This window comes from Streptomyces thermospinosisporus (assembly GCF_039526425.1).
In the GTDB taxonomy this organism is placed as follows: Bacteria; Actinomycetota; Actinomycetes; order Streptomycetales; family Streptomycetaceae; genus Streptomyces; species Streptomyces thermocarboxydovorans.
Map to the genome: position 1 here is coordinate 1 of NZ_BAAAIZ010000069.1, position 13,336 is coordinate 13,336.

Here is a 13,336-nt window from a genome sequence, read left to right on the forward strand (position 1 = left end):
ACACAGGGCAGCCCGCGGCACGGCGCCCCGGGACAGCGTGGCCCGACACAGGGCAGCCCGGGGACGGACGGCTCACGGACGGACGGCCAGCGGAAGGACGGCTCGGGGAAGGACGGTTCCGTATGACCGCACCCCCGCGCATCCCGTTCCCGGTGGTCGACGAGGTCGCCCGGCACTGTCTGCAGGAGGAGGAGCCGGAGACGGTGCACATCGAGGTGCATCTGCCCGGCCCGCTGGACGAGGCCCGGCTGCGCACGGCGTTCGCCGAGGCGCTGCGCCGGCACCCGCGCATCCTGATGCGGGAGGCGCCGGGCCGCTGGTACCGGCGCCGCTACGAGTGGGAGCTGACCGAGGACCCGGATGTGGAGGTGGTGGCCTTCCCGCCGCCGGGGCCCGACGCCCTGCGCGACGCGCGCACCCGGGCGCTGACCCAGGCGCCCCCGCTCACCGTGTCCCCGCCGATCCGCCTGGAGGTGGTGGCGGGCGCCCACGCGGCGGAGGGCAGCGAGGCGAGCGACGCGGTGGGCGCCGAGGTGGGTGCGGGCCGCGGCGGCCTCCGCCCCCGTGCGGAGGCACCCGCCGCCGGCTCCGGCGGAACGGTGCTGTTCCTCACCATCAACCACACCGCCCTGGACGGCCCCGCCTGCCTGCGGGTCCTCGCCACCGCCGCCGAGCTGTACGGCGGGCGGGACAACTCGCCCGCCGCGCCGCCCGTACGGCCCCCGGAGACACCGCAGGCGCCGGCGGGCCTGCCCTCCAACTGGGCGCGGCCCGCGCGGGTCGCCCACGGCACGCCCGAGCCGTCGCCCGGGAACGGGATGCTGGTCACCGAGCTGCCGCTGCCGCACCGGCCCAAGGGCGCGCCGTACACGGTCAACGACCAGCTGATGGTGACCACGGCCCTGACGATCGCCCACTGGAACCGGGAGCACGGGGCCAGGCCGCGGCCGCTGCGGATCACCATGCCGGTCGACGACCGGCCCCGTGACGCCTCCATGCCCATCGGCAACGGCACCCGGCTGGTCGAGGTCCCGTTCGCGCCCGAGGAGCTGGACGCGACGAAGATGCCGGAGCTGCTGCGCCGCACCGCGCTGCGCACCCGCGCGCTGAAGTCCCTCCCCCGCCCGCAGCTCGGCCACGGGGCCACGCTGCTCACCGCGCCCTGGGCGCCGGTGGCCTGGCGGGCCGCCCTCACCCGGACGCTGCGCCGGGCGGCGGCGCCCTGGACGTCGACCACCCTGCTCAGCAACATCGGCCGGGTCCCGTACCCGCTGGACTTCGGTGAGCGGGCGGGCCGCGCGCACGCCGTGTGGTTCTCGGCGCCCGCCCGGATGCCGCGTGGCCTCACCGTCACCACCGCCTCCACCGCGGGCCGGCTCCATCTGGCGCTGCGCTGGTCCCGGTCCCTGCTCAGCCACGGCGACGGCGCCCATCTGCGCGACCTGTTCGAGCACCATCTGCACACCACGGAGGCGACTTAAGTGACGGTCACCGCACCCGCGCCCCGCGACCTGCGCGACTTCTACGAGAACCCGGCCGTGCCGGTCGCCTCAGGACCGGCCCGCAGCCGCCGCCAGGCCCGCATGCTGGCCCGCGCGCTCGGACCGGCCGGGGCGTCAGGTGCGAAGACCGTGCTGGACATCGGCTGCGGCGACGGCAGCGCCGCCGCCACCGCCGCGCCCTTCCTGCGCGGCCACCGCATCGTCGGCGTCGACTGGTCCCAGGACGCGCTGGCCCGCGCCCGCACCCGCATCCCGTACGTGGTGCGCGGCGAACTGACCGGCGGCGGGCTGCCGTTCGCCGGTGCTTCGGCGGACGCGGTGCTGTTCAGCGAGGTGATCGAGCATCTCGTCGACCCGGACGCGGCGCTGGACGAGCTCCGCCGGGTGCTGCGTCCCGGCGGTCATCTGATGCTGTCCACCCCGAACCTCGCCGCCTGGTACAACCGGGCGCTGCTGCTGGCGGGGGTGCAGCCGGTGTTCTCCGAGGTCAGCCTGCGCGGCATCCACGGCCGGCCGGGCACCGAGGTGGTCGGGCATCTGCGGCTGTACACCGCCCGCGCGCTGCGGGAGTTCGTCGCCGCCTGCGGGTTCACCGTCGTACGGCTGGAGGGTGCGCCGTTCCACGGGGTGCCGCGCCCGCTGCGCCCGCTGGACCGGCTGGCCTGCGCCAGGCCGTCGCTCGCGTCGATCCTGCTGCTGCACGCGCGAAGGACGTGAAGGGGGGAGGTCAGGCATGTGGTGGGGAGTGGTCGCGGCCCTGTTGGCGAACGTCCTGTACAGCGGCGGGTTCGTCCTGGAGAAGCGGGCGCTCGCCAGACTGCCCGCAGTAACGATCCGTCAGCCGGCGCGGCTGCTGCGGCTGGTGCTGGGCAGCCCCCTGTGGATCGGCGGCTCGCTGGCGCTCGCCGCCGGTTTCGGCGCCCAGCTGGCGGTGTACGCCACCCTGCCGATCGCCGCCGCGCAGGGCATCTTCGTCTCCGGGCTCGTGCTGCTCGTCCTGCTGTCGGCGCGGCTGCTCGGGGAGCGCACCAGCGGCCGGGAGCGGTACGCACTCGCCGCGATCCTGCTGGCGCTGCTGATGGTGGTGCTGTCGCTGCGCGAGGGCGGGCCGGGCGCCGACACCGTCGGCCGCGAGGCGCCGTATCCGCTGGTGCTGCTGGTGTGCGTGCCGTCGCTGGCGGCCGGGGTGTGGCTGTACGGCTCGGCCGAGCGCAACGCCCGGCACCGGCACCGGCTGCCCACCACCGGCGTGGAGTACGGCGTGGCCGTGGGCCTGCTCTACGGCGTCAGCTCGCTCGCCATCAAGGGCGTCTCCAGCCATCTGACCAGCGGCGGCGGCCTCGGCGGTGCGCTGCTCGGGCTGCTGCGCTCCCCCTACCCCTATCTGCTGATGTTCACCGGCGCGTTCGGCCTTGTGATGTCGCAGGCCGCGCTGCAGCGCTGCCGGGCCTCGCTGATCGTGCCGGTGTGCACGACCGTGACCTGCCTGTACACGGCGGTGCTCGGCACCCTGGCGTTCGGCGAGGAGCTGCCCGACGAGCCGCTGCGGCTGGCCCTGCGCGTCGCGGGCATCGTCCTCGCGGTGGCCGTGCTCCTCGCCATGCCGAAACACGACACCGCCGCCCCACCCTCCCCGACCGGCGCGAAGGAGCTGACCCCGCCGTGAAACCCGACGACCCGCTGCTGAAGATCCTGGCCTGCCCGCTCGACAAGGGCCCCCTGCGTCTGGTGCCCGGAGAACGGGAGGCGCTGTACAACCCGCGCCTGCGCCGCCGCTATCCCATCCTCGACGGCATCCCGCAGTTGCTGCCGTCCTCCGGCGAGCAGCTCTCGGAGGAGGAGCACGAGGAGCTGCTGAGCCTCCTCAGCCCCGAGGAGCCCGTCCAGTCCGGGGCGCCGGACAAAGGCGAGGCGCCGGATCCGGACGAACCGGAGGACCCCACCCCATGACCGGACACCGGACCCTCTCGGCCCGCGTGGCGTCCTTCCTGCCCACCCGGGTCGTCGCCGCCGCGGCCCGTGCCGTCTACCCACGCTTCGAGCCGGAGCTGGCGCGGCTCGCCGACCTCTGCCCGCCCGACTGCGACACGGCGGTGGACGTCGGCGGCTGGTACGGCCCCTGGACGCGCCGGCTGGCCGGGCGCGCCCGCCGGGTGGTGACCGTCGAACCGGTGCCGCATCTGGCCCGGCTGCTCGCCACCACCTCCCCGCACAACGTACGGGTGGTGCGCGCCGCCGCCTCCGACCGTCCCGGCATCGCCCGCCTGTGGCTGCCCTCGGACGACGGCGGCGACCGCGGGGTGTCGTCGCTGGTCCGCCGGGACATCCACGGCCGGGCCCTGGACGTCAGCTGCGTCACCCTGGACGAACTGGGCCTGAAGAACGTCGGCTTCATCAAGATCGACGTGGACGGCAGCGAGTCCGCGGTGCTGCGCGGGGCGACCGGCCTGCTGGCCCGCGACCGGCCGGCCCTCTTCATCGAGCTGGAGTCCCGCATCCAGCCCGTCGCCCCCGTGGTGACGTATCTGTCGCTGCTCGGCTACGACGGCTGGGTGCTGCCCGGCGACACCTGGCTCCCGCTGTCCCGCTTCCCGCTGGAGGCCCACCAGGCCGAGGCGTCCTACGCCGTCACCCGTGGCCTGCTCCGCCGGGTCCTGCCCTACGGCGTCCTGCGCGGCCCCCGCTACGTCAACTCGGTGCTGTTCCTGCCGGACGGCCGGCGCCCCGGCGAGTTCCCGGTGCGCGACGATGGTGCCCGTGCCCACAGGAGAACGCCCCGCTGAACCCTTCGGCCCGCTGGACTTCCAGCTCGTGCTGCTGCGCCGCATGGCCGACCACAACCCGGACCTGGTGGAGGACGCCCGCCGTGAGCTGGGGGTGTCCCGCGCCCGGATGCGGGAGGCCAACAAGCGCTGGCAGGCGATGGTCCGCTCGCCCCGCTCCCGCCCGGCGCTCGCCCGCTACCGCTCGGTGCTGGGCGAACCGGAGTCGCACACGCCGCGCCGGACCGGCGACCTGGACTGCGAGGCCTGGCTGTGGCCGCTGCCGCTCTGGCCGGACCTCCGCTTCGAGGTGCTGACCGCTCCGGACGGCACGGTGTGGAACGCCTGGCTGGTCCGCGCCCCGCACGCCGAGCCGCCCGCGCTGCGCACGCTGGAGGACCTCACCCCGTGGTCCTGCACCGTCGACGAGGCCGCCCGCGCCTTCGCCCCGGCCCGCCCCCTCCAGGGCTCCGCCCCCACCCGCTGGGCTCTCGCCTTCACCGCACCGGACGCGGAAGGCGTGCCCCACGAGGTGACCGCCGAATTCACCTGGGGCCTGCTCCAGCGAACCACCATCAGCCCCCAGCAGCCTTGAGCACGGCCTCCACCACCCGCGGCACCGACTCCGGATGCAGCCACAGGAACAGATCCGGCTCCACCAGCTCCAGCTCCATCACCCGCGGCCGCCCGTCGTCACCGTCCACCAGATCCACCCGCGCGTACAGCAGCTCGGGCGCCCCGGGCACGGCCCCCAACGCCCGCTCCGCCACCGCGAGTTCCTCCTCCGTCGGCGTCCACGCCACCAGCCCCGGATGAGCCGTCTTGCGGGCGTCGTAGGGAGTACCGGGCGCCAGCACCGCCCCCTTGCGACTGGCGTGCAGCAGACTCCCGCCGAAGAACTGCAGCGCCCGCTCCCCCGCCGTATCCACGCTGCGCACATACGGCTGCACCATCGCCGTGAACCCCTCGGCATGCATCCGCCGGATCTGCCGCACGGCGGCCTCGTGCTCCTCCGCCGAGTAACGGGCAGCGAGCCGGGCCCCCGCCCCGGACGTCGGCTTGACGACGAACTCCCCTTCCTCGGGCAGCTCGACCGGCTCCCCCGCCGCCACATACCGGGTCTCCACCACCGGCACCCCGGCCGCCCCCAGCTCCCCGAGGTAGCGCTTGTCCGCGTTCCACCGCACCACGTCCGCCGGATTGGCCAGCCGCGTCGCCCTCCCGCACCGCTCGGCCCACGCGATGAACTCCGCCGCCCGCCAGCTGTAGTCCCAGGTCGACCGGATGACGGCAAGATCAAAACTCCCCCACTCGACCCCCTCCTCATCCCACGCCACCGCCACCGCTTCGGCCCCGGCCGCCTCCAGCGCCCGCACCAGCCCCGGCAGATCCCGGTCCTCCGCCACCTCCGGCCCCGGCCGGCAGGTCACAAGCGCTATCCGCCCCACGACACCTCTCCCTCTCCCACAGCACCACCAGATCGCCGCAGGCTAACAACGCCCCCGGGAACCGGGACAGCGCGTGCCCCCGGCCCCCGTTCGGGCGCTGACCGGGAGGGGCCTATGTCACAACAGGGAGCGGTGTCGTCCGCGCTGTGGGCCGGGCAGGATCAATGCCATGTCACGCTCAGGAACGGACGCATACGACTCCGGGGAGCAGGTGCCTCCGCTGGTCTCCCGCGCCGCGGCCGCCGCTCGGGCGCACGGGTTCGGCAAGTCCTGCCGTCCCGAGCAGGGGCGGCTGCTGCAGGCGCTGGCCGCCGGGGCGCAGGGGGTGATCGGGGAGACCGGCACGGGCTGCGGCGTGGGGCTGGCCTGGCTGGCCTCGGGGGCGCGGGCGGGCGTGCGGCTCGTCAGTGTCGAGCTGGACCCCGACCGGGCCCGGGTCGCGGCGGAGGTGTTCGCCGACGTCCCCGAGGTCGAGATCCTCACCGGTGACTGGCGCCGGATCGAGGAGCGCGCCCCGTACGACCTGCTGGTGCTGGACGGCGGAGGGAACGCCAAGCGGGCCGGTGACACCCCGGCCGAACCGGCCCGGCTGCTGCGGCCGGGCGGGCGGATCGTCATCGACGACTTCACCCCGGCCGGCGGGTGGCCCCCGCTGCTGGACGGCGAGGTCGATCTTCCCCGGCTGCACTGGCTGGAGCACCCCGACCTGCATGCGGTGGAGCTGCCGCTCGCCAAGGACCTGGCCACACTGGTCGGTACGCGCCGCCGAGACGGTGCGGCGACCGGCCACGCACCCCGAGGAGCCTGACCCGTGTCCTCTCTCTTCCCGGCCCTGACCGACGGCCCGGCCGACCGGCCCGCCCTGCGCTTCGGGGACCGTGCGCTGACCTACGGGCAGCTCGGCGCGGCGGCCGCCGCCGTGGCCGGCCGCCTGCGGGACGCCCGCCGGGTCGCCGTGTGGGCGGCACCGGAGCTGGAGACCACGGTCGCGGTCACGGCCGGACTGCTCGCCGGCGTGGCGGTCGTGCCGCTGAACCCCAAGTCGGGTGAGAAGGAGCTCGGGCACATCCTGGCCGACAGCGCGCCCGAGCTCGTGCTCGCCGCACCGGGCGCCGAACTTCCGGTTGCGGTAAGGGACTTGACGCTCCTCGACGTCGATGCCGACGTGACCGACACCGCGCCCGGGCCGCTCGAGGAGCGTGCCGGTGACGAGGACCCCGCGCTGATCGTCTACACGTCCGGCACGACCGGGCCGCCCAAGGGTGCCGTCATCCCGCGGCGGGCGATCGCCGCCACGCTGGACGCGCTCGCCGACGCCTGGCAGTGGACCGGTGAGGACGTGCTGGTGCACGGGCTGCCGCTGTTCCATGTGCACGGGCTGGTGCTGGGCGTTCTCGGGCCGCTCCGGCGCGGCGGCTCGGTGCGTCACCTCGGCCGCTTCACCACCCAGGGCGTGGCGCGGGAGCTGAACTCGGGCGCGACCATGCTGTTCGGTGTGCCGACGATGTACCACCGGATCGCGGAGGCGCTGCCCGGGGAGCCGGAGCTGGTCAAGGCGCTGTCCGGTGCGCGGCTGCTGGTGTCCGGCTCGGCCGCGCTGCCCGTGCACGACCACGAGCGGATCGCCGCGGCCACCGGCCGCCGGGTGATCGAGCGGTACGGCATGACGGAGACGCTGATGAACACCAGCGTCCGCGCCGACGGCGAGGCCCGCCCCGGCACGGTGGGCGTGCCGCTGCCGGGCGTGGAGCTGCGGCTGGTGGAGGAGGACGGCACGCCGGTGACGGCGTACGACGGGGAGACCGTCGGCGAGATCCAGGTGCGCGGGCCGAACCTGTTCACCGAGTACCTCAACCGGCCCGACGCCACGGCGGCCGCCTTCACCGCCGACGGCTGGTTCCGCACCGGCGACATGGCGGTGCGCGAGCCGGACGGCTCTGTGCGGATCGTCGGCCGCAAGGCCACCGACCTGATCAAGAGCGGCGGCTACAAGATCGGGGCCGGGGAGATCGAGAACGCGCTCCTTGAGCATCCGGGCGTGCGGGAGGCCGCGGTGACCGGTGAGCCGGACAGCGACCTCGGGGAGCGGATCGTGGCCTGGGTGGTGCCGGCCGACCCGCAGTCCCCGCCCGGCCTGGAGGAGCTGGCCGAACACGTGGCCCGCCGCCTCGCCCCGCACAAGCGCCCGCGCGTGGTGCACCATCTTCAGGCGCTCCCCCGCAACGACATGGGCAAGATCATGAAGCGGGCGCTGAGCCATGGCTGACGGACTCTCCGCCCGCGAGACCCTCGCCCTGGTCACCGACGACTTCACCGAACTGCCCGCCCCCGCACGGCAGTCCCCGCCCGACGGCCCGCTCGGCTGGCCGGGCTACGACGCCGCCCGCGCCCGCGCCGCCGAGCGCACCGGCGAGCAGGAGTCGGTGATCTGCGGCACCGCCCGCATCGGCGGCACCCGCGCCGTGCTGATCGCGTTCGAGTTCGGCTATCTGGGCGGCTCCCTCGGCGAGCGCACCGGCGACCGGCTGGTCGCGGCGTACACCCACGCCCGCAAGCAGCGGCTGCCGGTGGTGCCGCTGATCGCCACGGGCGGCAGCCGGATGCAGGAGGGCATGCTCGCCCTGACGCAGCTTCAGCGCGTGGCCCGCGAGTCGGCGCTCACCCGCGAGGCGGGCCTGGCGCAGATCGCGGTGCTTCGCGACCCCACGACCGGCGGCGGCTGGGCCACCCTCGGCGCGGGCGCCGACATCGTGCTGGCCCTGCCCGGCGCCCAGGTAGGCTTCGCCGGCTCGCGGGTGCGTCCTCCGGACGCCGACCCGGCGGCGTACACGGCCGAGGCGCAGGTGGCGGCGGGCTCGGCGGACGCCGTGGTGCGCCCGGAGGAGCTGCGGGACACCCTGGCGGCCTGGCTGCGCCTGCTGTCCGGGGGACGGCCCGGTCAGCCGGTCGAGCCCGCCCCCGTCCCGGCCGCCCTCGGCAGCAGCACCCTGCCGGCCACCGGCTGGGACGCGGTGCGCCGGGCGCGCTCCCCGCGGCGTCCCCGCGCGCACGCCTACCTGGACGCCTACTTCACCCACCGGCTGGCGATCAGCGGCGACCGCTGCGGCGGCACCGACCCCGACGGCATGCTGTGCGGCTTCGGCGAGCACCGGGGCCGTACCGTCGCCTACGCCGCGCAGACCGGGGCGGCGACCCGGCCCGCCGGGTACCGGACGGCCGCGCGGCTGATCCGGCTCGCGGACCGGCTGGGCATCCCGGTGCTGACGCTGGTGGACACGCCGGGCGCGGCCAATGACGCCGAGGCGGAACGCCAGGGCGCGGGCCCGGCGATCGCGGAGCTGTTCGGCGCGGTGGCCGCCGCCCGCACGCCCGTCACCACCCTGGTCATCGGCGAGGGCGGCTCCGGCGGCGCGCTGGCGCCGGCTGCGCCCGGCAACACCTGGGCCACACCCGACAGCTACTTCTCGGTGATCGCTCCGGAGCTCGCGGCCGCGATCCTCAAGCGCCCGCCCGGCGAGGTCGAGTCGACGGCCGGTCAACTCCGGCTGCGCCCCCAGGATCTGACGGCGCTCGGGGTGGTGCGCGGGATCCGCGACGTGACCCCCTGACCCGGCAAGACGGGACCCCCTGACCGGAAAGGGGGTCACCTGGTTCCCCGGAGTTCTATGGAGTTCCCCGGAAAAGGTGACCCCCATTCAGCGGCCCCCCGCCCGGCCCCCCACGAAGGGCGCCCGCTCCGGCCGCCGCGCACGATGACGGTGAGGTTCGCCATCCGGCGGGCCGTCGGTCCGCGCACTCGGGAGGTTCTGCCGTGACCGCCAGTCTGGAGCAGTTGCGCCGCTGCCACTTCGCCGTCGACCTGGGCGCGGCCCGCACCCGGGTGTACGTCAAGGGCGCCGGGCTCGTCGTCGACCAGCCCTCCGCCGCCGCCGTCAACACCCGCACCGGCGCACTGATCGCGGTGGGCGAGTTCGCGGAGAAGATGACCGGGCGGACGCCGGACTACATCCGGGTGGTCCGGCCCGTCTCCGGCGGCACGGTCGTCGACATCGACATGGCGCAGCGCATGCTGCGGCATCTGCTCGGCGACCGGATCCGCCGCAATCTGCGGCGCAGGCCCAGACTGCGCGCCGCCGCCTGCACGCCGCACGACGCCGACCCGCTCGCCCGGCGCGCCGCGATCGAGACCCTGGTGGGCCTCGGCGCCCGCCGGGTGGAGCTGGTGGACACGCTGATCGCCGCCGCCGTCGGCTGCGGTCTGCCCGTGGAGCGCCCCGAGGCGACCATGATCATGGTGTGCGGGGCGGCGGCCACCCAGGTGGCGGTGCTGTCGCTCGGCTCGATCGTGACCGCCGAGCGGATCCCGGTCGGCGGTGACGCGGTGGACAACGCCATCGTGCAGCACCTGCGTCACCAGCACGAGCTGATGCTGCCCAGCCAGTCGGTACGGCCTCTGCAGCTCGCCCTGTCCGGCAACGGCCTCACCCCGCAGGGCCCCGAGTCGACGGAGATCCACGGCAGGGACGTCGCCACGGGCCTCGCCCGCTCGGTCAAGGTGGACACGGCCGCGGTGCGGCAGGCCATCCAGACCCCGCTCACCGCCGTCCTGGACGGCATCGGCAAGGTGCTGCGCAACTGCCCGCCGGATCTCGTCGCCGACCTCGCGGACCGGGGCATCATGATGGTCGGCGGCAGCGCCCTGCTGCCGGGCCTGGACCAGATGCTGCGGGAGGCGACCGGCATGCCGGTGCACATCGCCGACCGCCCCGACGTGTGTGCCGTGCAGGGCCTGGGCGCCATGCTCGAAGGCAAGATCACCCCGCTGGAGCTGGCACACCTGGCGACCTGACCCTGCGCTCAGCGCGCGAACCAGCAGCGGATCGTCGTGCCGTCCTCTCCGGTGTGCACGCGCACCAGGTCGGCGATCAGATGGACCAGCAGCAGCCCGCGCCCGCCGCCCCGCCCGCGCACCGGCGGCCGGCGTCCGGCGAGCGGATCGGTGAGCCGCCCCCGGTCACGCACCTCGCACAGCACGTCCCCGCCGTCCGCCCATACGCGCAGCACTCCCGTGCCGCCGCCGTGCACCACGCTGTTGGTGGTCAGCTCGGCCGTGGCCAGCGCCAGATCCTCCAGCCGGACGCCGGTGAGCCCGAGCCGCCGCCCCTCGTCCGCGGCGGCGTGCCGCACCCGGGTGAGCGTCCCGGCCTCGAACGGCAGCGTCAGCGCGCCCGCGACCAGCGGCAACGGCTCGTTGTACCGGGCGACGGCCTCCTCAGGCGCGTACGCCTCGCTCGGCCACCGCACCCGCGAGCCGGCGCGAATCACGGCCGGATGAGTGGCACGAGCGTCGATCAGCGCCCGCTCGGGCAGCCCCCGCTCGTCGTAGGGGCACAGGATCGTGACCGTACGGCCCCGGAAGGCCGCGTTGATGAGCGCCTCGTGCTGCACACAGGCGGGGTACTCCTGCGGGGAGCGTCCGGGCCAGACCGGCTCGCCCACGATCCGCACCCGCCGCCCCTCCGGCGGGGCGTCGGCGAACCTGTGCAGCACTCCGGGGATGATCCGGCCGGGATTGCGTCCGGCCTCCCGCATGTCCAGCAGATGCACCAGGCCGGCGTCGTCGCCGAGGGCGTCCCGGACCAGCCGCAGCCTGTCCCCGGGCACGGCCACCGCCACGGGGTCACCGGCGGCGAGCCCCTCGCGCACGAAGGAGACGGTGCCGTCGATGTACTGCCGCTCGTCCCGGTGGAAGAACGCGAGGTGGACGAAGGGATCCGGGCGGTCCTGCCCGGCCTCGGGGTGTTCCGTCTTCGCACTCATGGCATCGCCGCACTCATGGCCTGGCCCCTGGATCGCCGGCCAACCGGCCCCGGACTTCGTCGAGGCGAGCGCCGGCGGACCGGCCCCGGACGCCGGTCGCGTGCGGGTGGCGGCCGCTGCACCACGCACCGGCGGCCGTCCGCCGCCCGCTCCGGCGGGCATGCCGGGAGACGCGCGGGCGCCCCGGCCGCACACGGCGGCGCCCCGCCCGTGCCGTCGGTACCCAAAGCGTCTCCTCACGTCGGGAACGCTCGCGCGTATACCCCGTCGGGCCGTGCTCATTCCCACCCGTACGTGTAGTCCGCGCAGAAGGGGGCAGGCGCACCCAGCACGGCAGGGACAGGGACACAGGGGGGCGATGCGCGCGCACGGCCCCTTCCCTCGGAGCGACCTCTCACAGCGACCAGGCGGTGACATGACCTCCTCGGCACCACCCCCACGCCCGGGAAGGCTCAACACCTTGGTCATCGGCGCCCGCATGGACGGAGACCGGGCCCTGCTCACCCCCTGCGGCATGCTGGGCCAGGGGTGCGTGCAGGCCCTGGCCGGGAAGCTGGCCCGGCTGCCCGCCGGCACGGCCCGGGTGGACGTCGACATGAGCGGCGTGCACTTCATGGACACGGCCGGGCTGCGCTTCCTGGACGTCCTGCGGGACTTCGGCCGGCGCCGCTCCCTGCCGGTGACGGCCACCCGCTGGAACGGCCAGCCCCGCCGGCTGCTGGAGTCGGCCGGCCTGGACCCCGCGGACCCGCTCAACCACCCGGCCCGCGCGGTGCCTCCACGCCCCGCCCCGGAGGCGGAACAGGCCCGCTCCCTGGAGTCGGAGATCGAGCAGTTCCGCGACGCCGTCGCCGCCCGCCCCCTCGTCGACCGGGCCCGCGGCATCCTGATGGCCCGCTACGGCTGCACTTCTGACGAGGCCTGGGACGTCCTGCGCGAGGCCGCCCGCCTCGCCGGCAGCAGCCTGCGCGAGATCGCGGAAGCGGTCACCCCGGACGAGGGCACCGACGACTCCGGCCCACCGGACGACATCCGGGAAGCCCTGGTCAGGGCGCTGGCCGGCCGCCCCCGTTAGCTTCAGTGCACCGTGCGGCGGAACCGGGCCTCGCCCAGCGAGCGCACCCGGACGGTTCCGTCATCCTCCAGGTCGGCCACTCCGGCACGGTGGAAGTGCTCCAGAAAGTCCTCGAAGTCCATCCTGGACGACTCGTTGCGCACGTCCTCCGGGAGCGACGCATACAACTCGGAGGCGGTCATGCCTCCGGCCCTCGCCTCGGGTGCAAGTTCAGTTCGGCCAGCACCTGACGCTGGCTGCGGGTCAGGCGCACCTTGCGCAGATCGAACAGCAAGGGCACCACGGCGGGCACGACGCCGGCGGCGAGCCCGATCCCGAAGTAGCCCAGGATGCCGGCGAGCACCGCTGCCGCGACGGCCGTGTTGGCCGCGCCCTTGCTCAGGTGAACAGCACGTCCCAGCCTGGTTCCGAGACGCATTCCGACCTGCATCTCTCCCAGGCCGCGCCCCACAGAGCGTCGTCCGCGCCATCGAGGACCATCTGCATCCGCTCGTCGGGCCGCAGCCGTGACGGAAGGAGGCCTCGCGTGTCCTGCGGCAGTCCCGCGTCGAGCAGAGCGGGCAGCACATCCGGCTGCATACAGGCCAGCAGAGCCGCCTCGACCGTCATCAACCGCAGGGCGGGGCACTCCACGCCCGCGGCGAGCTCCGCCGCGTCCTTGTAATGGCCCAGGTACTCCCGTGCGGAAGGCTCGCGCGCTGCCGCCGTGTCCGGCGGTCGTCCACCGCC

The 13,336-nt window shown here is 75.0% G+C and carries 16 protein-coding genes; 11 read left to right on the plus strand and 5 right to left on the minus strand.

The genetic code is table 11. From position 1 onward, the window contains the following. Nucleotides 1-122: 122 nt before the first annotated feature. From ABD207_RS21985 to ABD207_RS22010, 6 genes are read left to right on the plus strand one after another with little or no spacing between them, the layout of a single operon-like run. Nucleotides 123-1,481: a condensation protein gene (locus ABD207_RS21985; protein ID WP_344014822.1), complete on the plus strand. Its 1,359-nt coding sequence runs from the start codon at nt 123-125 to the stop codon at nt 1,479-1,481. Continuing rightward, nucleotides 1,482-2,219, plus strand: coding sequence for a class I SAM-dependent methyltransferase (locus ABD207_RS21990; RefSeq protein ID WP_344014823.1), 738 nt, complete (start codon nt 1,482-1,484; stop codon nt 2,217-2,219). A 28-nt stretch (nt 2,220-2,247) separates the two neighbouring features. After that, the gene (locus ABD207_RS21995; protein WP_344014970.1) at nt 2,248-3,168 is read left to right on the plus strand and encodes a hypothetical protein; all 921 of its coding nucleotides are present in this window, start codon (nt 2,248-2,250) and stop codon (nt 3,166-3,168) included. Then, nucleotides 3,165-3,452 carry a Trm112 family protein gene (locus ABD207_RS22000; protein WP_344014824.1) on the plus strand — a complete coding sequence of 96 codons (288 nt, stop codon included), beginning with the start codon at nt 3,165-3,167 and terminating at the stop codon, nt 3,450-3,452. The genes ABD207_RS21995 and ABD207_RS22000 overlap by 4 nt, the downstream gene beginning before the upstream one ends. After that, nucleotides 3,449-4,285 carry an FkbM family methyltransferase gene (locus ABD207_RS22005; RefSeq protein ID WP_344014826.1) on the plus strand — a complete coding sequence of 279 codons (837 nt, stop codon included), beginning with the start codon at nt 3,449-3,451 and terminating at the stop codon, nt 4,283-4,285. The genes ABD207_RS22000 and ABD207_RS22005 overlap by 4 nt, the downstream gene beginning before the upstream one ends. Beyond that, the gene (locus ABD207_RS22010) at nt 4,251-4,859 is read left to right on the plus strand and encodes a hypothetical protein (protein WP_344014827.1); all 609 of its coding nucleotides are present in this window, start codon (nt 4,251-4,253) and stop codon (nt 4,857-4,859) included. Before ABD207_RS22005 ends, ABD207_RS22010 begins: the two co-directional genes overlap by 35 nt. On the opposite strand, the gene ABD207_RS22015 is transcribed toward ABD207_RS22010, so the two are convergent. After that, nucleotides 4,840-5,712, minus strand: coding sequence for an ATP-grasp domain-containing protein (locus ABD207_RS22015; protein ID WP_344014828.1), 873 nt, complete (start codon nt 5,710-5,712; stop codon nt 4,840-4,842). The genes ABD207_RS22010 and ABD207_RS22015 overlap by 20 nt on opposite strands. A 169-nt stretch (nt 5,713-5,881) precedes the next feature. Between ABD207_RS22015 and ABD207_RS22020 the strand changes: the two genes are divergently transcribed. The 4 genes from ABD207_RS22020 to mreB all read left to right on the plus strand — a co-directional run bounded on the left by ABD207_RS22020 (nt 5,882) and on the right by mreB (nt 10,561). Then, nucleotides 5,882-6,520 (plus strand): O-methyltransferase, encoded by a 639-nt coding sequence (locus ABD207_RS22020; protein ID WP_344014829.1) that lies wholly within the window; start codon nt 5,882-5,884, stop codon nt 6,518-6,520. Between the two features lie 3 nt (nt 6,521-6,523). Next, nucleotides 6,524-7,978, plus strand: a complete 1,455-nt coding sequence (locus tag ABD207_RS22025) for an acyl-CoA synthetase (protein WP_344014830.1) — start codon at nt 6,524-6,526, stop codon at nt 7,976-7,978. Then, nucleotides 7,971-9,320: a carboxyl transferase domain-containing protein gene (locus tag ABD207_RS22030; protein WP_344014831.1), complete on the plus strand. Its 1,350-nt coding sequence runs from the start codon at nt 7,971-7,973 to the stop codon at nt 9,318-9,320. Before ABD207_RS22025 ends, ABD207_RS22030 begins: the two co-directional genes overlap by 8 nt. 203 nt (nt 9,321-9,523) lie before the next feature. Further along, the gene (mreB, locus tag ABD207_RS22035) at nt 9,524-10,561 is read left to right on the plus strand and encodes a rod shape-determining protein (protein ID WP_344014832.1); all 1,038 of its coding nucleotides are present in this window, start codon (nt 9,524-9,526) and stop codon (nt 10,559-10,561) included. Nucleotides 10,562-10,569: 8 nt separating this feature from the next. Here mreB and ABD207_RS22040 read toward each other — a convergent pair whose 3' ends face one another. Next, the gene (locus tag ABD207_RS22040) at nt 10,570-11,532 is read right to left on the minus strand and encodes an anti-sigma factor RsbA family regulatory protein (RefSeq protein ID WP_344014833.1); all 963 of its coding nucleotides are present in this window, start codon (nt 11,530-11,532) and stop codon (nt 10,570-10,572) included. A gap of 478 nt (nt 11,533-12,010) precedes the next feature. Between ABD207_RS22040 and ABD207_RS22045 the strand changes: the two genes are divergently transcribed. Further along, nucleotides 12,011-12,607, plus strand: a complete 597-nt coding sequence (locus tag ABD207_RS22045; RefSeq protein WP_344014834.1) for an ANTAR domain-containing protein — start codon at nt 12,011-12,013, stop codon at nt 12,605-12,607. 2 nt (nt 12,608-12,609) lie between these two features. Here the strand turns inward: ABD207_RS22045 and ABD207_RS22050 are convergent, their stop codons facing one another. From ABD207_RS22050 to ABD207_RS22060, 3 genes are read right to left on the minus strand one after another with little or no spacing between them, the layout of a single operon-like run. Beyond that, nucleotides 12,610-12,789 (minus strand): hypothetical protein, encoded by a 180-nt coding sequence (locus tag ABD207_RS22050; protein WP_344014835.1) that lies wholly within the window; start codon nt 12,787-12,789, stop codon nt 12,610-12,612. Next, nucleotides 12,786-13,025, minus strand: a complete 240-nt coding sequence (locus ABD207_RS22055; RefSeq protein ID WP_344014836.1) for a hypothetical protein — start codon at nt 13,023-13,025, stop codon at nt 12,786-12,788. Before ABD207_RS22055 ends, ABD207_RS22050 begins: the two co-directional genes overlap by 4 nt. Next, nucleotides 12,986-13,216: a hypothetical protein gene (locus tag ABD207_RS22060; protein WP_344014837.1), complete on the minus strand. Its 231-nt coding sequence runs from the start codon at nt 13,214-13,216 to the stop codon at nt 12,986-12,988. The genes ABD207_RS22055 and ABD207_RS22060 overlap by 40 nt, the downstream gene beginning before the upstream one ends. Between the last annotated feature and the right edge of the window lie 120 nt (nt 13,217-13,336).